Source organism: Xanthomonas sp. NCPPB 3582, assembly GCF_041475735.2.
Classification (GTDB): domain Bacteria; phylum Pseudomonadota; class Gammaproteobacteria; order Xanthomonadales; family Xanthomonadaceae; genus Xanthomonas; species Xanthomonas codiaei.
The window spans coordinates 4,269,467-4,295,654 of sequence record NZ_CM192968.1; the positions used below are offsets into that span (position 1 = coordinate 4,269,467).

Consider the following 26,188-nt stretch of genomic DNA (forward strand, 5'->3'; position numbering starts at 1 on the left):
CCGCATCCAGATGATCAGCGGCCGGATAGCGACATGTGTCCGAGCTGGGACTGGAGATCGAAACTGGGGCATTGATCAAAACGGGCTTCCAGGCGCCGCACCCGCTCTTGCTGTTACAAATCCCGACTCCCCAATCCCCAATCCCCGCCAACAAAAAGCCGGCTTTCGCCGGCTTTTCGTTGGCATCACTCCGATTCCCACCACATCCAGAACGCATCCCAGAGGCGTTTGAAGAACCCGCCTTCCTCCACCGCGTTGATGGCTACCAGCGGAGCCTGGGCGATGAGCTTGCCGTCCAGGCTGACCTTCACGGTGCCGACCTGCTGGCCCTGCTTGATCGGCGCCTGCAGGTTCTTGGCCACTTCCATGCTGGGCTTGAGGTCGTTGTAGCGGCCGCGCTGCAGGCTGACCAGCAATGGCTGGGCCACGCCCAGCTGCACTTCGTCCTGCGCACCCTTCCAGACCTTCTGCTTGGTCACCACCTTGCCCGGTGCATACAGGCTGTGGGTCTCGAAGAAGCGGAAGCCCCAGTTGAGCAGCGCCAGGCTGTCGTCGGCGCGCTGGCGCTCGGAGCTGTCGCCCATGACCACCGCGACCAGGCGCTGGTCGCCACGTTTGGCCGAGCTCAGCAGGCAGTAGCCGGCCTCGGAAGTGTGGCCGGTCTTGATGCCATCCACGGCCGGGTCGCGCCACAACAGCAGATTGCGGTTGTTCTGCTTGATGTTGCCGACCTGGAATTCCTTGATCTTGTTGTAGGCGTAGGTTTCCGGGTAATCGCGCACCATCGCGCGGCCCAGCAGGGCCAGATCGTAGGCGGTGGAATGGTGGCCCTCGGCGCTCAGACCATGCGCGTTGACGAAGTAGGAGTTCTTCATGCCAATCTTGGCGGCATAGCTGTTCATCAGCGAGGCGAAGGCTTCTTCGCTGCCGGCCACATGCTCGGCCAGCGCGATCGCCGCGTCGTTGCCGGACTGGATCGCCATGCCCTTTTCCATGTCTTCCAGACGCGCGGTCTGGTTGACCGGGAACCCGCTGTAGCTGCCATCGGTGCCGGCGCCACCTTCGCGCCAGGCGCGTTCGCTCATCATGACCTGGTCGTCGCGGGTGACCTTGCCGTTCTTGATCTCGGCGGCCACCACGTAGGAGGTCATCACCTTGGTGATCGAGGCCGGTGCCAGTTGCTGGTGGATATTCTCACCGGCCAATACCTGCCCGGTGGCGTAGTCCATCAGGATCCAGGACTTGGACACGGCCGGCGCGGGCGCGGGCGGAACCGGCAAGGCAGCCGGGGCAGCAGGCGCGGCGGGCGTCGGCTGCGGCGCGGGCGTCTGGGCGCAGACCAGGCCGAAGGCGAACGTGGCCACGGCAGCGGCGGCGAAGCGGAATTTCATTGAAGAACGACTCCTGACGGGCCCGAAGGCTGGGTAATCGGAAATTGTAAAGGGCTGCAGCAATGAGGGCGACGCATCAGACCACGCAGGCGCCCGCGCAGTTCAGCGATGACTGCAGGCCGCGCGCCGCCCCGGCCTGGGGCGGCGATCCCACAGAGCGGTTGGCTCATCCACCCGCAGACGGTGGCAGACGGGGATGGATGCAGGGGCAGTCATCGGTTTCAAGCTGGCCCGCCAGTGACCTGGCAGGCCCGGCCGCCATGCTCAATTGGCAACGATCTGCGGGCGCCCGAAGCCCAGACCGGCAATGCGCTGCGCGATTTCGGACGCGTTGGCGTGATCGCGTGCATTGACGCGCAGGCGCCACAAGGTCCGCCCACCGCTGACGATATCGCTGACACTGGCTCCGACAATGCCGGCCGATGCCAGCTGCGACAGCGCACGATTGGCATTTTCGCGGCTGGCGAAACTGGCAACCTGCAACAGGATGTCGCCCAGCGCGGATTCGGCGGCGCTGGGCGCCTTGGCCGGAATCGGATCGACCTTGACCGGCCGTGCAGGCGCGCGCTCGGGCGCCTTGACCACCGCGACGGCGACCGGTGCGGCGGCCGCCGGGCGCGGTGCGGCGGCGGCCGGCTTGCCGGTGGCCACACGCACGCCCTGCGATTTCATCCAGGCATCGAAATTGTCGGCATTGCCGGGCTGGCGCGAATCGGCCACGCGATAGCGCCACCGCTCGCCGGCCGGAAGGACCACAGCGCCATTCGAGGCAACGGCAGGCGCGGCAGCCGCCGTACCCGCGCTCGCCGCCGCACGTGGCGGGACGGTGCGGGTGGGCAGGCGCTGCACCAGACCATCGATCTGGCTGCTGCCCGCAGCAGGCCGCGCCGTGGCAACGGCCGTAGACACCGGCTGGCCGCTGCGGCGCTTGGCCAGCAGGTTGCCGTTATCGGCTTCGGTGAGCCCACGCACTTCGACATTGCCGGTGCCCTTGCCGGTGATCCCCAGCTTGACCGCAGCGGCGTAGCTCAGATCGATCACGCGCCCGTCGTGGAACGGACCGCGGTCGTTGACCCGCACCACCACCGAATCGCCGGTGTCGGTATTGGTGACCAGTGCAAAGCTCGGCAGCGGCAGGGTCTTGTGCGCGGCGGTGAAGGCGTACATGTCGTAGACCTCCTTGTTGGAGGTGAGTCGGCCGTGGAACTTGCTGCCGTAATACGAGGCAGTGCCGCGTTCGACATAGTCGCCGGGGCTGTCCATCACCACGTAGCGCTTGCCCAGCACCTCATACGGCGAGCGGTTGCCCACCGCCGAGCGCGGCTCGTTGGTGACCAGGGGTTCGGGAATGCAGGCCACGTTGGGCACGTGGTCCGGGGTGCTGTCCTTGACGCCGGGTTTGTACAGGCCGCCGGCGGTGTAATCGCCGCGTGTGGACGGGTCCTCCTTGGCTGCCGCGTACGGCGACGTGGAAGGGCATCCGGTCGCGACGTAGGCCGGCCCCTTGCCGTCGACCTTGACGCCCTTGATGGCACCGCTGCCGGTGCTGCCGGCACCTTTCTTCGGTGCGCTGCTGCAGGCCGCCAGGCCCAGCATCAGCGCCATCGGGATCAGCCACTTGGGACCTGTCATGCTGTTCATGCCGGTGGTAACTCCTTGCCGGCGATGGCCTCGGACAGCTGGAACACGGCCATCGCATACATCTTGGAAATGTTGTAGCGGGTGATTGCGTAGAAGTTCTGGAAGCCCAGCCAGTACTGCTTGCCGTTGGCGTCGTCCAGGCTGATCGGGGTGGCGGTGCTGCCGGCCACCACCGGCGCGCTGGGGTGGTAGCCGCGCGCGGACAGATCGGCCAGCGTGTACACCGGCGACCAGTCGGTGGGATTGAATTCCTCGTGGCCGGCGGCCAGCGTGGCCGGCACCGCCACCTGCCCGTCGCGCACCCAGCCGCCCTTCTTGACGAAGTAATTGGCGATCGAGGCGAACACGTCGTTGTAGTCGGTGAACAGGTTGCGCTTGCCGTCGGCATCGCCATCGACACCGAACTGGCGGTAGCTCGATGGCATGAACTGGCCCATGCCCATCGCACCGGCGTAGCTGCCGATCAGCGCGGTGACATCGAGCTGCTCTTCCTTGCCGAGCGCGAACAATTGACTAAGTTCATCGCGGAAAAACAGCTCGCGCCGCACCTCGCGTTCCAGCTTGGCCGGGTCGCCGCTACGTGGATAACGGAACGCCAGCGTGTAGAGCGCATCCAGCACGCGGTATTTGCCTGCGTTGGTGCCGTAGCTGGTTTCCACCCCGATGATGGCCACGATCACCTGTGCCGGCACGCCGGTGGCAGCCTCCACCTTGCTCAACTCGGCACGGTGTTGCGCCAGGAACTTGCGCCCGCCATCGATGCGCGCCTGGGTGATGAACATCGGCCGGTATTCGTTCCACGGCTTGACCCGTTCGGCCGGACGCGACATCGCGGTGACGATGGCGTCCTTGAACTGTGCCTGCGCCAGGGTCGCCTCGATCTGCGCCGCATCGATGCCGTACCTGGTGGCGGTGTCGCGCACGAAGTTGGCGCGGGCGATCTCGAACGGCACCGGGGTCAGATCCACGGGCGGCAAGGCGGGCGCCTCGGCAGCAGCACTGGCGGGCGTCGCGGACGCGACAGGGGGAGCGGGCGGCTTGGCCGGGGGCGCACTGGCGGCCGGCGGCGGGGACGGAGGGCTGGGCTGGGTCGCGCAGGCGACAAGGCCGAGGGTGAGCAGGCAGGTCAGAGTGCGTCGAATCATCGGCCGAGGGTAACAGACATCAGATGAACTTCTGGCAATAAGGCCATGAAACGCAAAGACTTTGGATCAAGTCAAGAGGTGGTGCAGCAAATTCGGGATTCGCGATTCGCGATTCGCGATTCGCGATTCGGGATTCGGGATTCGGGATTCGGGATTCGGGATTCGGGATTCGGGATTTGAAGGCAGGAAGAGTCGGAAATAGAAGCGGAGGATTGGGTTTGCGGTTGAGGCCGTGACGCGGGAGCGGACTTGGCGGGCTGCTGCGGGCCGAGCCATGCGGTCTGGCTTTGGCGGGCTGATGGCAGAACCCTAGAACGGCAAACTCGTCAGCGCGGTGGTCGCCTGCGCTTGTCGAGGTCATGGAGCGACGACTCCCCGCACGCGACTCATGCAGCTGCGTCGCAGTTGCGCATGCGGCGTGGATTGGCTGAACGGGGATTTCGCAACTGCGCCGCCTTGATGGGTGCAGCGCTGCGCGGTAGCCACCGGTCCGGCGCGGCCGTTGGAGGGCCGCGCCGGGTGCTTCACAGTGCCGGGAAGCGGGGTGCGCCCGAGCAGGTGGGAATGGCGCCGCTGACCTGCACCGGGCCGGTGGTGACGCCGGTGCCGGTGGGCGTCACCGCGCTGTTGCTGAGTCCGATCTGCGCATTGCTCGCGGTGACCGTGGCCGGCGCGCTTCCAATGGCCACATTGGCCAGCACCAGATCCAGCGGCGTCTGCGCGTCGTAGCCGCGCAGGATCCACCCCTTGCCGCCGGCGTCGTTGCTGCTGCGCAAGCCGTCCACCACGATCGCGCTGAAGGTCGGCTTGGTGCCGCTGTTGCCGCCGGCATAGAACGGGTTGATCACCACCGGGCTGGTCACGCCGTACAGGCAGGTATTGCGATAGGTGACCTGGCTGACCGGGCCGCCCTTGACGATGCTGGTCTTGATGCGCAGGCCGTTGTTGTCGGTGCTGCGGTTGCCTGCATCGTCGGTGGACACCAGCGCGTTGTTGTCCACCAGCACGTTGCTGACGCCGAACATCACCTCGCTACCGATCGAGATGCCATGGGTGCCGTAGCAACGGCTATTGCGCACGGTGATGTTGGCCGATTTGGAGGCGATGGTCTTGATCGCCACGCAGTCGTCGCCGCCCATCACGTCGCTGTCGTGGATGGTGGCGTTGACCACGCTGTCCAGATCCAGGCCGTCGGTGTTGGGGCTGCTGGCCGGCGATTTCACCCGCACGCCCCAGATGGTGAGGCCATTGACGCTATGCGAGAAGAAATGGAAGTACGCCGCATTGATCAGATTGATGTCGTAGAGCGTGAACTCGCTGGAATTCTGCACCTTGATCAGGTCCGGGCTGTTCTGCACCTGGCCGACCTTCTTGGCGTTCTCGCCGAACTCCCACCAGGTGGTGCTCTTGCCCAGCATGGTCTGATCGCCGCGCCCATCGATGGTGCCCTGGCGACCGCCGGTGCGGATGCCCATGACGCCTGCATTGTTGCCCTTGACGCTGATCAACGGCGTGCAGACACCGCTCTTGGAACCGGCAGTGCCGCAACCGGTGCCGTAGTCGGCCGGGTTGCGCGAGCCGTACAGGGTGACGCCCTGGTCGATGACCAGGGTGACGTTGGCCGGGATGGACAACGGCCCGGTCAGAAAGGCATTGCCGCTGCCGCTGGTCAACAGCACGCTTCCGTTCTTGCAGGCGTTGAGCGCGGCCTGGATGGCCGCGGTATCGGGGGGCGCGCTTTCCAGCGCGGCGTCGAATTGCCGTCCGGCCGGCGTGTGGCTGGCCTTCAATGGCGGCTGGCAACTGGCGGGAATCGACGGTTGCGCGACAGGGCGGCTATCGCCGTTGGCGAAGGTGACGGCGCCGGCCTGTGCGCAAAGCGACAGACAGACACCGCCGATGGCAGCGTTGAGCAGTTTCATGGAAGAGATCACCCGAATGAGGAATGGCGCGGGCCAGTGCAGGCAACGCGAGGCGGCCGCCAGCACTGCAGCGGCGTGGCGCACTCTACGCAGCGCCGCGCCGGTCTGTGGTGGACGCGCGAACCCGGCGCCGCATCAACGAAGCCGGCCTGCGCCGGCGTGTCGTGGTTGCAATGCACTGCGCAAAACCACCACGCACTCCAAAGATTGTCAGCGTTTGACATAGGCGATTCGCACACGCTGCCGCATCGGGTGCGCGCGTGACGCTTGGCGCGCAACGCGGCCCTAAGAAACGTGCCAGGCGCAATCGCGTCAGTAGCCGTGCACCGGTCGGTGCGATTTCACTGCCATGACCAGCCCCAGGCCCGCCAGCAACGACACTGCCGAGGTGCCGCCGTAACTCAGCAGCGGCATCGGCACGCCCACCACCGGCAGCAGGCCGGAAATCATGCCGCCGTTGACCAGCACGTAGACGAAGAACGCCAGGCCGGTGGCGCCGGCGATCAGGCGCGAATAGGTGTCGCGCGCCTGCGAGGCGATCCACAGGCAGCGGCCGATCACGATCAGATACAGCGTCAGCACGATGGCCACGCCGATCCAGCCGAATTCCTCGCTCAGCACCGAGAACGCAAAGTCGGTGGTCTGCTCGGGGATGAAGTTCAGATGCGATTGCGAGCCCAGCCCCCAGCCCTTGCCATCCAGTCCGCCGGAGCCGATGGCGATCTTGGACTGGATGATGTTCCAGCCGGCACCGAGCGCATCGCTTTCAGGGTTGAGGAACATCATGATGCGGTCCTTCTGGTACGGGCGCAGCAGCCAGAACCAGGCCACCGGCGCGGCCGCGGACACCCCGCCGATGCCCACCGCCACCCACCACCACGGCAGGCCGGCCAGCAGCAGCACGAACACCCCGCTGGCGGCGATCAGCACGCCGGTGCCGAAGTCCGGCTGCAGCATGATCAGGGCGGTCGGCACGCCGATGATCATGCCAGTCACCAGCACGGTGGAGATCCGTGGCGGCAACGGCATGCGATGCAGATACCAGGCCGCCATCATCGGCAGGCTGATCTTCAGCAGCTCCGCCGGCTGCAGATAGAACACCTTCAGGTCCAGCCACTGGCGGCCGTACTTGCCGGTGCCCAGCACGAAGACCGCCAGCAGCGGCAGCATCGACAGGCCGTAGATCCACGGCGTCCACGCGCGCAGCCGGAGCACCGACATGCGCGAGATCGCCCACATTGCGCCCGTACCGATGACAAAGCGCACGCCCTGCGCCATCACCAGATGATCGCCCTCGGCGGCGCCGCCGGCGCTCTTGAGCACCGACAGGCCGATCACCATCAACGCGCCCAGGGCCAGGCACAGCACCCAGTCCAGGCTGCGCGTAAAGCGCGCGGCCATGTCCACCAGCCAGCGCAGGATGTCACTCAATGGTCGGTCTCCTGCACCGCATCCGGCACGTCCGGCACCACCGGCTGCGCCGGGGTATTCGGGTCCAGCGCCACGGCGGTCTGGCCGATCACCACCGGCAGGTCTTCCAGCGTGGCGGCCGCCGCGTCGCCGGCCTGGCGCGCGTCGGTGGCGCCGGCGTCGAACTGGTTGATGCCCACTGCGGTCATGCCCAGTTCGCTGTCCAGCGGCAGGAGGCCGGCGGGCATCTTGCCCAGCAGCCAGGCATCGAAGATCTTGCGTGCGATCGGCGCCGCCGAGCTGGTGCCGAAACCGCCACCCTCCACCGCCACCGCCACCGCGATGACCGGGTTGTCGGCGGGCGCAAAGCCGACGAACAGGCCGCGGTGACGCAGATGCAGCGGCAGGCTGCGCGGGTCCACCGCGGCCACGCCCTTGCGGCTGACCACCTGCGCGGTACCGGTCTTGCCGGCCATCTGGTACGGCGCGCCGGGGGTGATCGCATAGCCGGTGCCACCCGGACGCATGGTGTCCATCATGCCCTCGCGCACCACCTGCAGGTGCGCCGGGTTCGGGCTGATCGGCTTGCCCGGCGGCTGGATCATCGGCTGCCAGGGATGGTCGAAGCCGGTGCGCTGCTCCAGCACCAGGTGCGGGCGCAGCAGCAGCCCGCCGGCGATGGCCGATACGCCGCGTACCAGCTGCAGCGGGGTGACCTTCCAGTCGCCCTGCCCGATCGCGATATTGACCGTGTCGCCGGGATACCAGCGCTCCTTGCGGGTTTTGTATTTGTAGGCCGGCGACGGCAGGATGCCGCCGATTTCGCCGAGCAGGTCCACCCCGGTGGGCTGACCGAAGCCGTAGTCGGCCATGTAGCGGTCGAAGCGCTCGATGCCCATGTCCACCGCCAGGCGGTAGTAATAGGTATTGACCGACTGGGCGATGGATTTGCGCAGGTCGGTCCAGCCATGCCCGCCGCGATGCGAATCGCCCCAGCCGCGGCTGACCCCGGGCAGGTAGAACATGCCGGTGGACAGCACCCGGTCCTCGGGCCGGCGCAGGCCGCTGTCCAGCCCGGCCAGCGCGATCAGCGGCTTGAGCGTGGAGCCCGGCGCCACGCCACCGAGCACCAGCCGGTTGAACTGCGGCCGCGACGGGTTGTCGTTGAGCATCTTGAAGTCGGTATGCGAGATGCCGTTGACGAACAGGTTGGGGTCGTAGCTGGGCAGGCTGACCATGCCCAGGATCTCGCCGGTGCGCGGGTCCATCGCGATCGCCGCGCCTTCGTGCTCGCCGAACGCAGCCACCATCGCGCGCTGCAGGTCGGCGTCCACCGACAGCCGCAGATCGGCGCCGGATTGCGGCGCCACCCGCCCCACGGTGCGGATCGCCCGCCCCTGCACGTTGGTCTCGACCTGTTCGTAGCCGACCTGCCCGCGCAGATCCTGCTCGTAGTAGCGCTCCAGCCCGGACTTGCCCATGTGGGTGAGCGCGGCATTGCCCTCGCCCAGCACCGCCAGGTCTTTTTCGTCGATGCGGCCGACGTAGCCGATGATGTGCGCGAACAACGGCCCGAACGGATAGCGCCGGGTCAGGTAAGGCTCCAGCTCCACGCCGGGAAAGCGCCAGCGCTCCACCGCAAAGCGCGCCATTTCCTCGTCGCTCATGCGCAGCTTGAGCGTCACCGGCAGGAAGCGGCGGCGCGCCTTGCGTTCGCGATTGAAACGCTCCAGGTCCTCCGGCGCGATCGGGATCACCTTGCCCAGCGCGGCCAGCATGGCATCCATGTCGGCAACCTTGTCCGGGGTCACGTCCAGGCGGAAGGCCGGCACGTTCTCGGCCAGCAGCCGGCCGGTGCGGTCGTAGATCATGCCGCGCCCCGGCACCACCGGCTTGGGCTTGATGCGGTTGGCCTCCGAGCGGGTGGCATAGACCTCGTGGTCGAGCACCTGCAGCTTGAAGTACCAGCCGCCCAGGCCGACCAGGCAGATCACCACCATCACGAAACCCAGCACCGCGCGGCGGCGGAACTGCTCGGCCTCGGCATGCGGGTTCTTGGGCTGGCGACGGCCGTGCATGACCTACTTCTTGCTCCGCTTGCCCAGCCGTACCGCGTCCAGCAACACGAACAACGGCGGCCACAGCGCCATGCCCAGCAGCGGCGCCCACCAGTAGCTCCACGGCAGGGTCGGCTCGCCGACCGCCAGATGCACCGCAGAGGACACGATCCGGTCATTCAGCAACAGCCCGCCGATCGCCAGCGCCTGCTGCGACACCGGGAAGAAGCGCAGCCGCGCGCGGAAGCGCTGCAGGATGAAGGTCATGATCACCAGCCGCAGCGCCTGCTCGCCAAGCAGCCCGCCATACAGCAGGTCGGCCAGCACCCCGGCCACGAAGGCGATGCCCAGTCCCACCCGGTCCGGCTCCTCGATCACCCAATAGGCCAGCACCAGCGCCAGCCAGTAAGGCCGCAGCGGCTGCACCACCGCCGGCAGCGGCAGCAGCCCCAGCAGCAGCGCGATGAAGATGCTGACCGGCAAGATCCAAGTGTTGCGCATGCGGGTCATTGGTCCGTCTCCTGCGGAGCCGGACGGGATTGGGGATTGGGGATTGGGGATTGGTTGGAAGCAGCGCCCTGTGGCGGAGCCGGACGGGAATCGGGATTGGGGCCGTTGGATGCGGTCGATGCGGGACGCCGGGCGGGCGTGCTGGCAGGGCGGCCGGACGCTGGCGCACTGGACGGCTGCGCGCCGGGCGCGGCAGGTGTCGCTGCGGACCGTGCAGGCGCCGAGGTACCGGTGCCCGATGCCGCGGCGGCCGTCGGGCGCGCGGTATCAGTCGCTGCGTTGGAAACACCGCCCGCAGGCGTGCGCGGTGTTGCAGTCACCGGCGCGCCGGCCGCCGCCGCGACGCCGTTGCTGTTGCCGTTGCTGTTGCTGTTGCTGTTGCTGTTGCCGTTACCAATCCCAACTCCCGAATCCCCAATCCCGACCCCAGGCACCACCCGCAACGGCTTCCCCGCCCGCAACAAAAGCACATCGCGGCCGCGATCGAGCTTGGCTGCCGGGGTCAGTTCACCGACCAGGAAGGCATGGGTGTCGTCGGGGTGCAGCTCGGACACCTTGCCGACCGGGAAGCCGGCCGGGAAGCGGCCGCCCAGGCCGGAGGTGACGATCTCGTCGCCCACCTGCACGCCGGCGCTGAGCGGGATATCGCGCAGTTCCAGGCGATCGCCGCGGCCGTAGACGATCAGGCGCACGCCGTTGCGGGCCACGCTGACCGGCACCGCGTGGTCGGGGTCGGTGAGCAGCAGCACGGTCGAATGCAGCGGGGTCACTTCGATCACCTGGCCCATCAGCCCGCCAGCATCGATCACCGCCTGGCCCAGCAGCACGCCATCGCGGCTGCCGGCATCCAGCAGCAGGCGCTGGCGGGTGGGGTCCAGGTCGATGTCCAGGATCGGCGCCAGCTGCACGTCCAGGCCACGGCGTTCGGCCACGTTTAGCAGTTCGCGCAGCTGCGCGTTGTCCAGCGCGGCGGTCTGCAGCCGGGTCAGCCGCGCATTGGCCACCAGCAACTGGTTGCGCAGCTCGCGGGTTTCTTCCACCAGCTGCGCATGGGTGGCGGCGTTGTCGCGCACCTGCGAGCCGATTCGCCCCGGCAACCCGGCCACCGCCCAGATCGGCTGGATCAGCAGGTTGGCCTGCGACCGCAGCTGGCTCAGCCAGCTGCCCCGGCTATCGAGCGCGATCAGCACCACCGCCAGCACCAGATAGACCAGCAGCCGCAGCGTGGAGGTGACTTCGCCCGGACGGGAGGCGACGGGTGGACCGGCGTAGGAGGGCACGTTCAGGGCCGGGATTGGGGATTGCGAATTGGGGATTCGGGGAGCGGTCGGCTGCCCCCGATACGGATGCGGCTAAAACGTGAACTCGCGGAACTGCGGAGCAGTCCTACCGGGCCGTAGGCAGGAACCGCTTTTGCGAATCCCGAATGCCGACTGCCCAATCCCGAACGCCTCACTCCGGCGCGAAGAACTCGTTGCCATGCATGTCCACCAGCTCCAGCGCGCGGCCGCCGCCGCGGGCCACGCAGGTGAGCGGGTCGTCGGCCACCTGCACGTGCAGGCCGGTTTCCTCGGAGATCAGGCGGTCCAGGTCGCGCAGCAGCGCGCCGCCACCGGTGAGCACGATGCCGCGCTCGGCCACGTCGGCGCACAGTTCCGGCGGGGTCTGCTCCAGCGCCAGCTTGACCGCCGAGACGATGCCGGACAACGGCTCGTGCAGCGCTTCGAGCACCTCGTTGGAGTTGATCTTGATCATCTTCGGCACGCCCTCGGCAAGGTTGCGGCCGGAGATTTCCATCTCCTGCACCTCGTCCTGCGGGTAGGCGCAGCCGATCTGCAGCTTGATGCGCTCGGCGGTGGCTTCGCCGATCAGCATGCCGTGGTTGCGGCGCACGTAATTGGTGATCGACTCGTCGAAGCGGTCGCCGCCCACGCGCACCGACTGCGAGTAGACGATGCCGTTGAGCGAGATCACCGCCACTTCGGTGGTGCCACCGCCGATGTCGATGACCATCGAACCGCGCGCCTCGGTCACCGGCATGCCGGCGCCGATCGCTGCGGCCATGGGTTCTTCGATCAGGTACACATCGCGCGCACCGGCCTCTTCCGCCGATTCCTTGATCGCACGGCGCTCCACCTGGGTGGAACCGGCCGGCACGCAGACCAGCACGCGCGGGCTGGGACGCAGCACGCGCGACTTGTGCACCTTCTTGATGAAGTGCTTCAGCATCGCCTCGGTGTAGGTGAAGTCGGCGATCACGCCGTCCTTCATCGGGCGAATGGTGGTGATGTGACCGGGGGTGCGGCCCAGCATCTGCTTGGCCTCGGCGCCGACCGCGGCCACCGAACGCGTACCGCCGATCGCACGGTCCTGACGCACCGCCACCACCGATGGCTCGTTCAGCACGATGCCCTGCCCGCGCACGTAGATCAGCGTATTGGCCGTGCCCAGATCGATGGACAGGTCGTTGGAGAACATGCCGCGCAGTTTCTTGAACATCGAGGGAGTTGTTCCTGGATAAGTCGCGTGCCCTGCCGCCAGCGTGGCGAAATTTTGGGCAGAAAACGAAGTCGGCTAGCCTAGCAATCCCCCCCGGGGTGAGCAAGGAAAAATCGGTTATTCCGCCCCCGTTTTCATGTGCCGGTCACGCCGGCCGTGGCATGCGGCTGTGGCCCTGATCGGTCGCAGCCGTTACCCTTTGCGCCGCGGCGCTCGCGCCGTCCCGCTGCCATGCCCGGCACCTGGCGGGTATTTCCCTACGCAAAGGCCTGATTCGATGTCCGCACTGATCTGTGGTTCCCTCGCCTACGACACCATCATGGTGTTTCCGGACCAGTTCAAGAACCACATCCTGCCGGACAAGGTGCACATCCTGAATGTGTCGTTCCTGGTGCCGCGCATGCGCCGCGAGTTCGGCGGCTGCGCCGGCAACATCGCCTACAACCTGCATCTGCTGGGTGGGGCGCCGATCCCGATGGGCACGGTGGGCCAGGATTTCGGCCCCTACCGCGAGCACTTCGAAACCCTGGGCATCGACCTGTCGCGGGTGAAGATCATCGAGGACCTGTTCACCCCGCAGGCCTTCATCACCACCGACCACGACAACAACCAGATCACCGCCTTCCATCCGGGCGCGATGATGCGCAGCTACGAGAACCACGTGAAGGACGTGCCGGGCGTGACCCTGGGCCTGGTCGGCCCGGACGGGCGCGAAGGCATGATCCAGAACGCGGAAGAGTTCGCTGCCGGCGGCGTCCCCTTCATCTTCGATCCCGGCCAGGCGATGCCGCTGTTCAACGGCCCGGAGCTGCGCCAGTTCATCGAGCAGGCCGACTACGTGGTGGTCAACGACTACGAGTCCAACCTGCTGCAGGAGCGCACCGGCTGGGACGAGAAGGACATCGTCTCGCGCGTGCAGGCCTACATCACCACCCAGGGCCCCAAGGGCGCGTTGGTGCACACCCCGGACAAGACCTACGACATCCCGCCGGCGCACGAGCGCCGCGTGGTCGACCCGACCGGCTGCGGCGATGCGTTCCGCGCCGGGCTGATCTACGGCATCCAGCACAACTATGACTGGCTGACCATCGGCCGCATGGGCAACCTGATGGGCGCATTGAAGGTGGAGCATCCGGGCACGCAGAACCAGCGCTTCGACTTTGCCGAGTTCAACGACCAGTTCAAGCAGCAATTCGGCTACGCGCTCTGAGGCGGCCGCGGGCTCCGAGTCCGATGCCTCCCCGGGCCGGCGCTAACCCCTGAATCGGGTACGTGCTCCGAGCTGGTCCGCAGCTGCGACACGCAGGCCGCAGCCTTCGGCCTTATCCCACCAGACCAGTGCAGGACCGTCCCTTCTCCCCCCCGGGGGAGAAGGTGCCCCGCAGGGGCGGATGAGGGGATAGGCGAAGCCACGTGCAGGTTGGAAAGACATAGGGCTTCGCCTCGTGCCCTCACCCCAACCCTTTTCCCGGCGGGATGGGGCTTCAGCCACAGCAGCGCAGGACTATCCCTTCTCCCCCTGGGGGAGAAGGTGCCCCGCAGGGGCGGATGAGGGGATAGGCGAAGCCACGTGCAGGTTGGAAAGACATAGGGCTTCGCCTCGTGCCCTCACCCCAACCCTTCTCCCGGCGGGAGAGGGCTTCAGCCACACCAGCGCAGGACTACCCTTCTCCCCCCGGGGGAGAAGGTGCCCCGCAGGGGCGGATGAGGGGACGGGCGAAGCCACGTGCAGGTTGGAAAGACATAGGGCTTCGCCTCGCACCCCATCCCCCTGCGCCGCACGCCGGCGCGTGCTTCTAGCGCGGGCGCACTCACGCACGCGCGTCCGTGGCGCGCAAGCGGTGCCTTCTCGGCCCGCAGGGAAAGGCGCGTCATCATCGTCACACGTTTGCTGCAATGCAGTTTGAGCATAGACCCGGTTTGTGTCTCTACTGACGCCTCGCGTCCATCGAGGAACGCTGGCCCATGTCCGAGCCAGTCGTCGCCGCCGCTTCCATCGTTACGCCGGAGATCGAACCGGATGCCCTCCGGCAGATCAGACGGCTGCGCGACATCGCGCCGCTGGCCGCGCCACTGTCGCGCTCGTGGCGACGCTGCCTGGACGACTATGCGCTGCTGCCCGAAGCGACACCCGAGCCACTGGTGCACGACGCCCTGCACGTGCGCGAGCGCCAGCAGCGCCTGGGCGAGGTGCTGCGCATCGCCAGGGTGGAAATGGAAAACCTGTACGAGCAGATCGCCGGCAGCGGCTATTCGGTGATTTTCGCCGACACCGATGCCACCGTGCTGCACAGCGTGCAGGACTCCTCGCTGCTGCGCGAATTCCGCCAGGCGGGCCTGTTCTGCGGCGCCAGCTGGGCCGAGTGCCATCAAGGCACCAACGGCCTGGGCACCTGTGCAGCCGAACGCACCGCGGTCAGCGTGCATCGCGGCGAGCATTACCTGACCCGCCACCTGCCGCTGTCGTGCAGCGGCGCGCCGATCCTGGACCCGCACGGCAGGCTGCTGGCGGTGCTGGACGCCTCCACGCCCAACGCGCAGGACAGCAAGCAGATCCAGCGGCACACCATGGCCCTGGTCAGCATGTCGGCCGCGCAGATCTCGCGTTCGCACTTCCTCAACCAGTTCGGTCACGCCTTCATCCTGCGCTTCCACAGCCGCCCGGAATTTGCGGGATTGCTGCACGAGGCCTTGATCGCGATCGGTGCGGACGGGCGCGTGCTGGCGGTCAACGAAGCAGTGCTCGAACAGCTGGGCAAGCTGGACCGCAGCCAGCTGGTGGGCCGTGATATCTCGCAGGTGATGCAGCTGGATTTCGACACCCTGGAACACCGCGCCGGCAGCGACGCAGGCACCTTGTGGTCGATTCGCTGTGCGTGCCATGGACGACGCTTCTACGCGCTGGTGCGGCCGCCGCGCGCGCGCGCGGCACCGGCGGTCGTCGGCGCTGCCGGACAGGCGGCGCCGGAGTGCGAACTGCAGCCGGGCGAACATGTCGGCTCTGATTCGCGCATGCGCCACAACCTGGCCAATGCGCTGAAGCTGGCCGCACATCGCGTTGCGATCTTGCTGCGCGGCGACACCGGCACCGGCAAGGAAGAATTCGCCAAGGCGGTGCATCGCGGCTCGCCGTGGGCCGGCGGCGCCTTCGTGGCGATCAATTGCGCGGCGATCCCCGAGGCGCTGATCGAAAGCGAATTGTTCGGCTACGCGCGCGGCGCATTCACCGACGCCGCGCGCGAAGGGCGCCACGGCAAATTGCTGCAGGCCAGCGGCGGCACGCTGTTCCTCGACGAAATCGGCGATATGCCGTTGCCATTGCAGAGCCGCCTGTTGCGCGTGCTGGAAGAACAATCGGTCACCCCGCTCGGCAGCGAGCGCGCGGTGCCGCTGGAGCTGCACGTCATCAGTGCCAGCCACCGCGATCTGGGGCAACGCGTGGCCGCAGGCGAGTTTCGCGAGGATCTGTATTACCGCCTCAACGGCGTGGTGCTGCACCTGCCGCCGCTGCGCGAACGCAGCGACAAGGCCGAGCTGATCCGCACGCTGCTGCGCGAGGAAAGCACCGAACGCAGCGTGCGCATCAGCGAAGAGGCCATGCACAAGCTGCTCAGCTACGCCTGGCCCGGCAATCTGCGTCAGCTGCGCAACGTGCTGCGCACCGCCGCGGTGCTGTGCAGCGATGGCGTGATCCGGCTGCCCAACCTGCCGCAGGAAATCGTCGATGCCGGCAGCGCGCCGTGCCTGGTCGATGGCCGTGCGGTGGCAGCCGACGACATGCCCGGCCGCGCCGCACTGGATCAGGCCGAACGCGTGGTGCTGCAACAACAACTCGAACGCCATCGCTGGAACGTCAGCCGCACCGCCGATGCACTGGGGATCAGTCGCAATACGCTGTACCGCAAGCTGCGCAAGCACGGTCTGGATACCGGGTGATGGGGGGGCTGGGATTGGGGATTCGGCATTGGGGATTCGTAAACGCCGGCACAGCGCTGATGCCAGCGTTTGATGTTGCCAATCCCCAATCCTTAATCCCCAATGCCCAATCCCCTCTTCAAAGCGCCCACCGCACCCCGATCAGATACTGCCGGGGCACCCCCGGTGCCAGAAAGCGGGCCGGTCCGGTTTCCACCGGCGATTGCTGCGGGCGGGCGAGTTCGCCGTCGGGGAACACATCCTCGGCCACCGCGGCATAGGTGGCGTACTGGCGATCGAACACATTGTCGATGCGTGCGAACAGCGACACGCGCGCAGTGATGGCCCAGCGCGCCTGCAGATCCACCAGCGCGTAGCCGGCGGTGCCGATGTCGATGCGCCCGGGCGCGGTCTCGCCGTCTTCGGCGTTGTCGACCTGGCCGTCTTCGTTGCCGCTGGCGACCCGCCCGGAGACCGCGCGCATGCCCACTCCCAGCGTCAGCGCATCGCGCTGCCACTCCACCCCGAGCTTGAGGTTGTGCCGCGGTAGCGCGGCGATCCGCAGGCCCGGCCGCAGGGCGATCACGCGTTCGCCGGACAACAGTTCGCCGCTGCTGCGATAGGTAGCGTCCAGATAGCTGTAGCCGGCCGACCACTGCCAGTCGCCGCTGCGCAGGTGCAACGCGAGATCGGCGCCCTGGTAGCGGGTACGGCCGACATTATCGAAATAGCCCAGCTGCGTATCCGGTGCACGCAGGAACAGGATGTCGTCGCGATTGTCGGCGCGGTACAGCGACAGCGTGGCGTGGCTGTCGGCCGATGGCGTCCAGCGCGCGCCCAGCTCGTAGGTGCGCGAGACGATCTGCTCCAGGCGCGGGTCGGCCTGCAGGCCGGTGGGCAACCGGCATGGCTGGGTGGGATCGGCGCAGCCCAGCTCGATGGCCGTGGGCGCGCGCGTGTTCTGCGCCACCGAGCCGTACACGGTCAGGCCTGACTCCAGCCGATGGGTGAGACCCAGCGAGGGGTTGGCCTTGGCGTAGACGAAGCGCTCGCGCGGGCGGTCGCCGTCTTCGGCGGTGGAGAGGATGTTGTCGACCACCACGCGGTTCCAGCGCACGGCGGCGGTGAGATGGGTGGCCGCGTCCAGCTCCCAGGTATCTGCGACAAACGCACCCAGCGTCTTGGTGCTGCCACGCACGCCGGAAAAGAACGCACGCTCGGCATCGGGGTCTGCCTGCACCGAACGGTCTGGCTGCACCCAGCCATCACGGGCGAATTGCAGGTACCGCACATGCCCGCGATCGAAGGTGACCCCGGCACTGAGCGCATGCGCGCCCCATTGCTTGCTCAGATTGATCGCAAGCCCCTGCGCATCCTGGCGCATCTGGGTGGTGTTGAGCGCGCCGGTCGGCAGCGTGTCTGCATCGGCGCGCGCCACATCGCACTCGGCGTCCAGGGCCGTACCATCGGCCGCGTAGCCGGAGGCGCATTCTTCGACGAACTCTTCGTACTCTTCGCCGATATCGCCGTTGACGGTATCGCGCCGGCCTGCCCGCGAGTACGCCACGGCATGCAGCGCAGTGTCGGCATCGAAGCGATGATCCAGTTGCGCGGTCAGCAGCGTGTTGCGATTGCGGGTGAGGTCGGGCGAGGTGTAAACCGCGCGGCGGTCGGCGCGATACAGCCCGGGCTCTGGCCCTTCGTCGGTATAGCGCGTCTCCGGCAGCAGGCCATTGCCGATCAGGCGGCTGCGTCCGTGCAACAGCGACAGGCTCCAGTCGGTGTCCTCGCCCTGTCGCCCAAGCTTGCCGAACAGCGTGCCCAGGCGCCCTTCGGAGGCATCGCGCCAACCGTTCTCGTCGAATCCGGTCACCGCCACATACCCATGCCAGCCATCGGCGCCGGCAACGCCATAACCGGCATCCAGCCGCTTGCGCGCACCACTGCCGATGCTCAGTTCGCCTTGCACTCCGGGCGCGGTCAGGCCGGAGGCGGTGGTCAGCACCACCGCACCGCCGAGCGTGTTCGGCCCGAACAGGGGGTTGGAACCGGGCATCAGGGTCACCGCAGTGATGGCCGCTTCGGGCAGCATGTCCCAGCTGACGATGTCGGCGAACGGTTCGTTGACGCGTACGCCATCCAGGTACACCGAGACCCCTTGCGAGGCACCCGGCAAGGCCGAGGCGCGAAAGCCGTGGAAGGTGAGATCGTTCTGGAACGCGCTGCCCTGCACGTCGTTGCCGTCCACGCCGACGAAGCGCCGTTGCAGCAGGTCGCCGAGATTGTTGCTGCGCCCGCGCGACAACTGCGCGTCGGTGGCCGACTGCACCATGTACGGCAACTGCGCCGCGTCGATGGTGGTGCCGGGGATCGGCGTGGCGGTGACCTCGATCCGGTCCAGCCAGGTCGCCTGCGGCGCGTCTGCCGCCGCGACCTGCGCACTGCCGGCAAGCAATGCCAGCGTACAGGCGCCCACCAGTGCGCGACGTCGAAGTAGCGTGGTCCTGCAGTTGCCGGCTGCCATAGCTGTCTCCCTCAATAAAGCACGATCGATTTGATGCCGCGCGCTGCACGCAGATCCGCCAGCGCCTGATTGATGTCGTCCAATGCAAGCGTGCGGGTGATCAGCGGTGCCAGCTGGAGATCGCCACGCAGATAACGCTCCACATAGCCGGGCAACTCGCTGCGCCCCTTCACCCCGCCGAACGCACTGCCGCGCCACACCCGCCCGGTGACCAGCTGGAATGGACGGGTGCTGATTTCCTGCGCATCGTCGGCCACGCCGAGAATGACGCTTTCGCCCCAGCCCTTGTGGCAGCACTCCAGCGCCGCGCGCATCGCGCCGACATCGCCCACGCATTCGAAGCTATGGTCGGCACCGCCATCGGTGAGGTCCACGATCACCTGCTGGATCGGCGCGCCGTAGTCGCGCGGATCCAGGCAATCGGTGGCGCCCAGCGCGCGTGCCAGCGCGAATTTTCCAGGATCGATATCCACCGCGATGATGCGCCCGGCCTGCGCCAGTACGGCGCCCTGGATGACCGACAAGCCGATCCCGCCCAGACCGAACACCGCCACGCAATCGCCGGGCCGCACATGCGTGCTGTTGAGCACCGCACCCACCCCGGTGGTGACCGTGCAGCCGAGCAGGCAGACCTGATCCAGCGGCGCATCCGGGTGGATGCGCGCCACCGCGATTTCCGGCAGCACGGTGTATTCGGAAAACGTGCTGGTGCCCATGTGGTGCAGGATCGGGCGCCCATGCAAGGAGAACCGGCTGCTGCCATCGGGCATCAGGCCGCGCTCCTGACTGCTGCGGATCGCCTGGCACAGGTTGGTGCGCCCGGAGCGGCAGAACTTGCACACCCCGCACTCGGGCATGTAGAGCGGGATGACGTGATCGCCGGCACGCACGCTGGTGACGCCGATGCCGACGTCTTCGACGATACCGGCCCCCTCCTGCCCCAGGATCGCCGGGAAGCTGCTTGCCTGCCCGTGCGCCAACGCATGCGCGTCGCCATGGCAAATGCCCGTCGCGACCAGGCGCACCAGCACTTCACCGGGGCGCGGCGGCTGCAGGTCCACTTCTTCGATGGTCAGCGGCTGATGCGCAGCCCAGGCCACCGCAGCGCGTGTCTTCATCCCGCCTCCCCGGCGCGTGTCGGCATGGGCGCCACTCAGCGCGCGATGACCACGCCCCACGGCAGTTCGCCGACAGGGATCTGCTTGAGTTCGCGCAAGCTGGCGGTATCGATCACGCTCACCGTATTGGAACGCCCGTTGGCCACATACAGCTTGTCGCCGGCCGGTGTGAGCGCCGGGTTCCAGGGCCGCAGGCCGACCGCGATCTCGGCCACGCTGCGGCCCTGCCGGGTGTCGATCACGCTCACCGTGCCGGCGCCGCCGTTGGATGCGTACAACCGCGCGCCATCGCCCGACAGGGCGACCCCGGCGGTGCGCACGCCGGCCGGCAGGCTGGCGCGGCGCGTACGGGTCTTCAGATCGATCACATCCACCGCGTTGGCGGTTTCCTGCGCGATGTAGACGCTGTGTCCGTCCGGGGCGAACGCCATCCCGCGCGGGTGCCCGCTGGTGGCGACCACGCCACGCGACCGGTGCGTGGCCAGTTCGATCATGTCCATGTCGTTGGAACCTTCGTTGCTGGTGAGCAGCCACTGCCCGTCCGGCGTGTACGCACAGTGTTCCGGTGCCTGCCCGCGCGTGGCGATGACCTCCTGCACGCGGAACCGCGCCGCATCGATCAGCATCACCTGGTTCTGCCCTTCCACGCACACGGCGAACTGGGTGCCATCGGGCGAGCGGGCGATGCCTTCGGCGTTCTCGCCGATGTCCACCTGGCGCAGCACCGTGTCCTTGGCGGTATCCAGTTCGATCAACCGGTGATGCTGCGCATCGATCAGATACAGCAGCCCCTGCGGCCCAGGCAGTACCTGCTGCAGGCGCTTGCCGAGCTGGCCCTGCGCGCTGAGCGTACGCACCACGGTGTCGCTGGCGGTGTCGATCACCGACACCGTGCCGCTCCGCTGATTGGGCACATACGCAAACACCGGCGGCGTTGCAGGCACCGGCGCGGCATCGGTGGCGCCTGCCGGTGCGGGGACCGCAGGCGCCGCCGTGGAGGCCGTCGCCGGCGCGTCGCGCTGGCAGCCGGCCAGCAGAAGCAGTGCGCCGAGTACCCCGCCAAGAGGCAGGCGCAGCCAGGCGCCGGAGGCCGCTCTCGGTGCGCCTGGCCTCATTGCGCCTTGCCCGCGGTCTTGTTGATCGAATGGATGAAGGCCAGCAGTTTTTCGGTATCGCAGGGCTTGAGTACCGGTGCGAACGGCGGCATCTGCCCGACGACCTTCTCATGCCCGATGCGGGTCTTGCCGTGGGTGATCATCGCAGCGGTGCCTTCGCTGATCAGCGCGCGCAAGGTGTCGTCGTCGCCGCCGTACACCCACACATCGTTGGTCAGCGGCGGGCACATGCCACCGCCACCGGTGCCGCCATGGCAGGCGTTGCAGCCGGCCGAGAAATAGATCTTCTTGCCTTCGGCCACCAGCTCCGGGGTGACCTTGACCTCGGGTCCCTTCGGAATCGGCACCACGGTGGCCGGCGGGGCGGGCGGAGTGGCCGGATCGGGCGCAGGCCCGGCAGCGGGATTGGACGTTGCCGGCGGTGCGGCAGCGGGCGCGGGCGCTGTGGCGGCTGGTGCGGGCGCTGGTGCGCTGGCGGCGGCGGGCGTTGCCGCATCCGGCGCCGGGGCGGGCGGTGGCGCTTCTTCCTTGCCGCATGCCGCCAGCACGGCACTGAGCAGCGCGCCGCACAGCGCTGCGCGGACAGAACGATCGATACAACCCACGGTGGACTTGCGCATGAACGAACCTTTCTGATCGGAGGGAACACCGCGCACCCGTGCACGCAGTGGATAAAACAGTCAGCGTCTGGAGGGACGCCCGGCGTCGCTCAACAGCGCGGCCAGCGCGGTATCGCCACGGTCCTGCGCCAACGCTGCGGCAGTCTTGCCTTCGCGATTGCGTGCAGCCGGGTCCGCGCCGGCGGCGAGCAGGCGTTTGGCAACCTGTTCGCGTCCGGCCGCCGCGGCCAGCATCAGGGCGGTGACACCGGCCTGGTTGGCGTGCCCCACGTCGGCGCCGCGCGCGAGCAGCGCGTCGAGAATGGCCGGGTCGTCGCGTGCCACTGCAAACATCGCCGGCGTAAAGCCGGTGGCGTTGGCGCGCCGTACATTCGCGCCGGCGGCGAGCAGCGCCTGGAGCACTTCGGCATCGGCGTAGGACACCGCCAGATCCAGCGCGCTCCAGCCATCGCCGGACACGGTGTCCACCGGTGCGCGCTTGCGCAGCAGGCGGCCGACACTATCGGCATCGTTGGCCCAGGCCGCCTTCATCAACGCGGTCCAGCCGCTGGCATCGCGCGCATCCAGCCGTGCGCCGGCATCCAGCAGCAGGCCGACCAGATCCGGTTCCTGGTTGCGGATGGCCTGATGCAGTGGCGGCTCGCCGAGCAGGTTGGGCGTGTTGGCATCGGCACCATGCCGCAGCAACCAGGCCGCACGTACCGCATCGCCGGCATCCAGCGCATGCGCCAGTTCCTGGTTGGGGTCGGCACCATCGGCAATGCGCAACTGCAACTGCGCCAGCTCCTGCGAGGAGGCGGCAGGACTGCGCGCAGTCGATGCGGCGGCCGGTGTGGCGTAAGGCCCATGCGACGGCAGATCGCCAGCCACGATGCAGTCGCTGCAACGGACCAGCGGCACGTGATAGTCATGCAGGATCTGCGCGATCCTTGCCGCGTTGTCCTGCAGCGCCTTGTTCAATGCATCGCGTAGCGGCGCGTTCTTGCGCGACACCGCCCACGCCATCGAGTACTCCAGCACCGCATCGTCGATGGTGTTCAACGGCACCATGCCCAGCCCGCCACGTGCGGCGTAGTAGCCGGCCACCGGCCCCCAGGATTCGGCCGCATCCAGCTGGTTGGCGGCCACCCGCTCCACCAGCTTGCCCGGGTGCTCTTCCGGTGCGGTGGCCGAGTCGTAGAACAGGTATTGCACCTCACCGCTGATGCCATGCTCGTACAGCGCCTGGCGCGCCGGCGAACTCTGGAACACGCCCAGCTTGATCGATTTGAGCGCCGCATCGTCCAGCGAGCGCGGCCTCAGCTCCAGGCCCTTGCGCGTCACCAGCACATAGGTGGAACGGTATACCGGGCGCGTGGTCAGGCCTTGCTCGAAGTCGCTATTGAGATCCATCAGCAGATCGCAGCGGCCGGCATTGATGGTGCTGCGCGCCAGTCCGCGCTGGTAATAGGTGCGCCATTCGTATTCCAGCCGCCGGCCCATGGCATCGGCGACGACGTGCGCAATCTTGTTCTGGAAGCCTTCGCCGGCCTTGTTGGACAGCGGCATGTTGCCCGGGTCTGCGCAGACGCGCAGCACTGTGGGATCGGGCGCAGGTGGCGGCGTGTTGGCCGGCGTCTGCGCAGCGGCTGGCGCTGCGGTGGATGCCGTGGATGCAGGTGTCGCTGTGGACGCCGCCCCGGAATCGGAAGCGCGAGCCGCCGGTGAGGACGGCTCGCGTGTGCAACCTGCGGCGACGAGTCCGAGGCTGCAAACCAGCAGCACCGTGTGCAGGTGCCGGTGGGTACCGCGCAGGCCGGCAGCGAGCTGCCGACCTGCGCGTCCAACGCCTTGCGTGGATGTCATCGTGCCGTCTTCGCTGCAGCATTGGCGGTGCCGCCACCGGCGGAGGCGGTGGCCGTTGCAGTGGCGGACACGGTCTTGCCGGCCCCATCGATGCGGAAGGCGTGCACCATGCCGCCCAGCGGGATCTTGTCGAAACCGGCGCCAAAGGCCAGCCCGGCCGCACCCAGCGCGCCGTACGGATCGGACGGATCCAGACCTGCGGTGACCGGCAGGCCAATCCAGCCGCCGATCCCGGAGAACACCGCAATGTACTGGTGTCCGTTGGCCTTGTAGGCGATCGGGTTGCCGATGATGCCGGACGGCAGCTTCATCTCCCACAGCTTCTTGCCGGTGTCCTTGTCCACCGCACGGAACCAGCCATCCAGGGTGCCGTAGAACACCAGCCCGCCATCGGTGACCAGGGTGCCGCTCCACACCGGGAATTTCTCCTTGATCTCCCACTTGGACTTGCCTTCCACCACGTCGAAGGCCTTGACGATGCCCAACGCGCCGGGCTCGTTCGGCTTCATCATCACATTGGCGAACACATACGGCAGGCCCATCATGGTGTTGCCGCGTTCCTGCGGCTCCAGCTCCATGTGCCAGTTATTGGTGCCGCAGAAGAACACGGCCGAATTGGCCGGATCCACCGAACACGGCTGTTGATCCTTGCCGCCCATCGCCGACGGAAACGCCTGCACTTTCTTGCCGCGTTCCAGCGGCGAATGCGCAGCCACCTTCACCGGCCGGCCGGTCTTCATGTCGATGCGTTCGGCCCAGTTGGCCGGCACGAATTTATGCGCGCGCAGCAGCGTGCCATCGCGACGATCGAGCACATAGGCAAAGCCGTTGCGGTCGAACTGCACCACCGACGGGACCTGCTTGCCGTCGATGCTGAGGTCCACCAGGATCGGCTCGTTGATGCCGTCGTAGTCCCACTGGTCGAACGGGGTCTTCTGGTAGCCCCATACCGCTTCGCCGGTATCGATCTTGCGCGCGAACAGCGTCATCGACCACTTGTTGTCGTGTTCACCGTTATTGCACTCTTCCTGCGTGGTCTTGCCGCAGCGATACGACGGGCTCCACAGGCCAGGATTGCCGGTGCCGTAGTAGACCAGCTTCAACTTGGGGTCGTAGCTGTACCAGCCCCAGGCCGCACCGCCACCGCGCTTCCATTCGTCGTTGGGGAAGGTCTTGACGCCCAGGTCGCCGAGTTGGCCGTGCTGCGGATTGGCCTTGTTGAAATCCGGACCCAGGCAGATCGCCTTGTCGGTGCCGGCCGCGTCGCAGGACCAGGCCTGCTTGCCGTCGGCCAGGTTGTAGGCGGCCACGCGCCCGAGTACGCCGAACTCGTTGCCGCTGATGCCGGCCACCACCTTGCCGTCGGCGATGATCGGGGCCATGGTGATGGTTTCGCCCTTGTCCGGGTGCGCGAGTTTCTGCTTCCACGCTTCCTTGCCGGTCTTGGCATCGAGTGCGATCACATCGCCGCTGAGGCTGCCGAACACCAGCTTGCCATCGGCATACGAAGCGCCGCGGTTGACCGTGTCGCAGCACGCCACCGCCACCGAACGCTCGTCCTGTTGCGGGGTGTATTTCCACAACACCTTGCCGCCGTCTTCCTGCGCAGCCAGGTCGATGGCGAACACGTTGTTGGGATACGCGCTGACCATGTACATGATGTTGCCGATCACCAGCGGCTGGCCTTCGTGACCGCGGGTGGCATCGGTCTTCATTTCCCACGACATCTTCAGGTTCTTGACGTTGTCGCGATTGATCTCGGCCAGCGGGCTGTGCCGGGTGAGCGCGAAATCGCGACCGACGCCGCCCCAGTTGTCCGCATTGCTGGCATTGGCGGCGAATTCGCTGTCGGTATCCACCACGGCAGCGGCTGGCGGCGCCGCCGGGGCCGCTGCAGGTGCCGGCGCGGCGGTTTCGGCCGGCGTGTCCTTCTTGCAACCGGATAACACGGCGCTCAGCGCGAGCATCAGCAGCGCGCCGCTGCGAACGCTGCGACAGGAAGATTGGTGCATTGCGTCTACCCCTCTCGGTGGAAGTCCAATCGAACGAAGAGCCACTGGCGTTTGGTGCGCGCGACTACGGCGCAAACGGGTGGGTGCGGCAAAGACGCAGCACAGCGCGTGCCAGCGCACTGTTGCGGCGCAGCACCCTGATGGAGAAAGGAGTTGTGAGCATGGCGCCGGCACGGCGCGAAAAGTGTCACGCATTTGGCACACTTTGCGCCTTACGTGCTGTCGCGCTGGTGGAGCACTGCGCACGCCTGCGTGTGGAGATGGGTTTGCTGCGCGTGCCCAAGCAGGTCATGCCGACTGTGCGTTGGTCGTCGGAACGTTGCTTGCCTCGGTCTGCCCGGAGTGGCGCCCGCTGAAGGATGAGAGCGGGTGTCGCAATGTTGGAAACTCGGCATTACCCATCGACGCTGCACGCACCGCGCAGCGTCTTTGCGCGATCCACTACGGATGCGCCAACCGCGCTT

Annotated in this window: 17 protein-coding genes; 2 read left to right on the top strand and 15 right to left on the bottom strand. The window is 67.4% G+C overall.

What is annotated here, in order from left to right; genetic code table 11:
* Positions 1 to 185 precede the first annotated feature (185 nt).
* From ACCQ05_RS18150 to ACCQ05_RS18190, 9 genes are all read right to left on the bottom strand, one after another.
* The gene (locus ACCQ05_RS18150; RefSeq protein ID WP_228962197.1) at positions 186 to 1,391 is read right to left on the bottom strand and encodes a D-alanyl-D-alanine carboxypeptidase family protein; all 1,206 of its coding nucleotides are present in this window, start codon (positions 1,389 to 1,391) and stop codon (positions 186 to 188) included.
* Positions 1,392 to 1,655: 264 nt separating this feature from the next.
* The gene (locus ACCQ05_RS18155) at positions 1,656 to 3,032 is read right to left on the bottom strand and encodes a septal ring lytic transglycosylase RlpA family protein (protein ID WP_372391930.1); all 1,377 of its coding nucleotides are present in this window, start codon (positions 3,030 to 3,032) and stop codon (positions 1,656 to 1,658) included.
* Positions 3,029 to 4,177, bottom strand: a complete 1,149-nt coding sequence (mltB, locus tag ACCQ05_RS18160; protein ID WP_104539392.1) for a lytic murein transglycosylase B — start codon at positions 4,175 to 4,177, stop codon at positions 3,029 to 3,031. Before mltB ends, ACCQ05_RS18155 begins: the two co-directional genes overlap by 4 nt.
* 524 nt (positions 4,178 to 4,701) lie before the next feature.
* Complete coding sequence (locus tag ACCQ05_RS18165) at positions 4,702 to 6,099, bottom strand: glycoside hydrolase family 28 protein (RefSeq protein WP_372391933.1); 1,398 nt, start codon at positions 6,097 to 6,099, stop codon at positions 4,702 to 4,704.
* Positions 6,100 to 6,411: 312 nt separating this feature from the next.
* Positions 6,412 to 7,530 carry a rod shape-determining protein RodA gene (gene rodA, locus ACCQ05_RS18170; RefSeq protein WP_372391935.1) on the bottom strand — a complete coding sequence of 373 codons (1,119 nt, stop codon included), beginning with the start codon at positions 7,528 to 7,530 and terminating at the stop codon, positions 6,412 to 6,414.
* Positions 7,527 to 9,587 carry a penicillin-binding protein 2 gene (gene mrdA, locus ACCQ05_RS18175; protein WP_372391936.1) on the bottom strand — a complete coding sequence of 687 codons (2,061 nt, stop codon included), beginning with the start codon at positions 9,585 to 9,587 and terminating at the stop codon, positions 7,527 to 7,529. Before mrdA ends, rodA begins: the two co-directional genes overlap by 4 nt.
* Positions 9,588 to 9,590: 3 nt before the next feature.
* Positions 9,591 to 10,076, bottom strand: a complete 486-nt coding sequence (gene mreD / locus ACCQ05_RS18180) for a rod shape-determining protein MreD (RefSeq protein ID WP_104539396.1) — start codon at positions 10,074 to 10,076, stop codon at positions 9,591 to 9,593.
* Complete coding sequence (gene mreC, locus ACCQ05_RS18185; protein WP_372391938.1) at positions 10,073 to 11,356, bottom strand: rod shape-determining protein MreC; 1,284 nt, start codon at positions 11,354 to 11,356, stop codon at positions 10,073 to 10,075. Before mreC ends, mreD begins: the two co-directional genes overlap by 4 nt.
* Before the next feature lie 172 nt (positions 11,357 to 11,528).
* Positions 11,529 to 12,575: a rod shape-determining protein gene (locus ACCQ05_RS18190; protein ID WP_010368259.1), complete on the bottom strand. Its 1,047-nt coding sequence runs from the start codon at positions 12,573 to 12,575 to the stop codon at positions 11,529 to 11,531.
* Between the two features lie 277 nt (positions 12,576 to 12,852).
* Here ACCQ05_RS18190 and ACCQ05_RS18195 point away from each other — a divergent pair, with 277 nt between their 5' ends.
* Both ACCQ05_RS18195 and ACCQ05_RS18200 read left to right on the top strand, forming a co-directional pair.
* Positions 12,853 to 13,785, top strand: coding sequence for a carbohydrate kinase family protein (locus tag ACCQ05_RS18195; RefSeq protein ID WP_104539399.1), 933 nt, complete (start codon positions 12,853 to 12,855; stop codon positions 13,783 to 13,785).
* 755 nt (positions 13,786 to 14,540) lie between these two features.
* Positions 14,541 to 16,511 (top strand): sigma-54-dependent Fis family transcriptional regulator, encoded by a 1,971-nt coding sequence (locus ACCQ05_RS18200; RefSeq protein WP_372391941.1) that lies wholly within the window; start codon positions 14,541 to 14,543, stop codon positions 16,509 to 16,511.
* Positions 16,512 to 16,629: 118 nt separating this feature from the next.
* On the opposite strand, the gene ACCQ05_RS18205 is transcribed toward ACCQ05_RS18200, so the two are convergent.
* From ACCQ05_RS18205 to ACCQ05_RS18230, 6 genes are read right to left on the bottom strand one after another with little or no spacing between them, the layout of a single operon-like run.
* Positions 16,630 to 19,014: a TonB-dependent receptor gene (locus ACCQ05_RS18205; RefSeq protein ID WP_372391943.1), complete on the bottom strand. Its 2,385-nt coding sequence runs from the start codon at positions 19,012 to 19,014 to the stop codon at positions 16,630 to 16,632.
* An 11-nt stretch (positions 19,015 to 19,025) separates the two neighbouring features.
* Entirely contained in the window at positions 19,026 to 20,132 is a 1,107-nt protein-coding gene (locus ACCQ05_RS18210) for an S-(hydroxymethyl)glutathione dehydrogenase/class III alcohol dehydrogenase (protein ID WP_372391945.1), read from the bottom strand.
* 35 nt (positions 20,133 to 20,167) lie between these two features.
* The gene (locus tag ACCQ05_RS18215) at positions 20,168 to 21,247 is read right to left on the bottom strand and encodes a beta-propeller fold lactonase family protein (protein ID WP_372391947.1); all 1,080 of its coding nucleotides are present in this window, start codon (positions 21,245 to 21,247) and stop codon (positions 20,168 to 20,170) included.
* Complete coding sequence (locus tag ACCQ05_RS18220; RefSeq protein ID WP_372391949.1) at positions 21,244 to 21,903, bottom strand: c-type cytochrome; 660 nt, start codon at positions 21,901 to 21,903, stop codon at positions 21,244 to 21,246. Before ACCQ05_RS18220 ends, ACCQ05_RS18215 begins: the two co-directional genes overlap by 4 nt.
* Before the next feature lie 24 nt (positions 21,904 to 21,927).
* Positions 21,928 to 23,712, bottom strand: coding sequence for a quinoprotein dehydrogenase-associated putative ABC transporter substrate-binding protein (locus ACCQ05_RS18225; protein ID WP_372391951.1), 1,785 nt, complete (start codon positions 23,710 to 23,712; stop codon positions 21,928 to 21,930).
* A complete protein-coding gene (locus ACCQ05_RS18230) occupies positions 23,709 to 25,724 on the bottom strand; it encodes a methanol/ethanol family PQQ-dependent dehydrogenase (protein ID WP_324250862.1) in 2,016 nt (671 codons plus the stop codon). Before ACCQ05_RS18230 ends, ACCQ05_RS18225 begins: the two co-directional genes overlap by 4 nt.
* Positions 25,725 to 26,188: the final 464 nt, after the last annotated feature.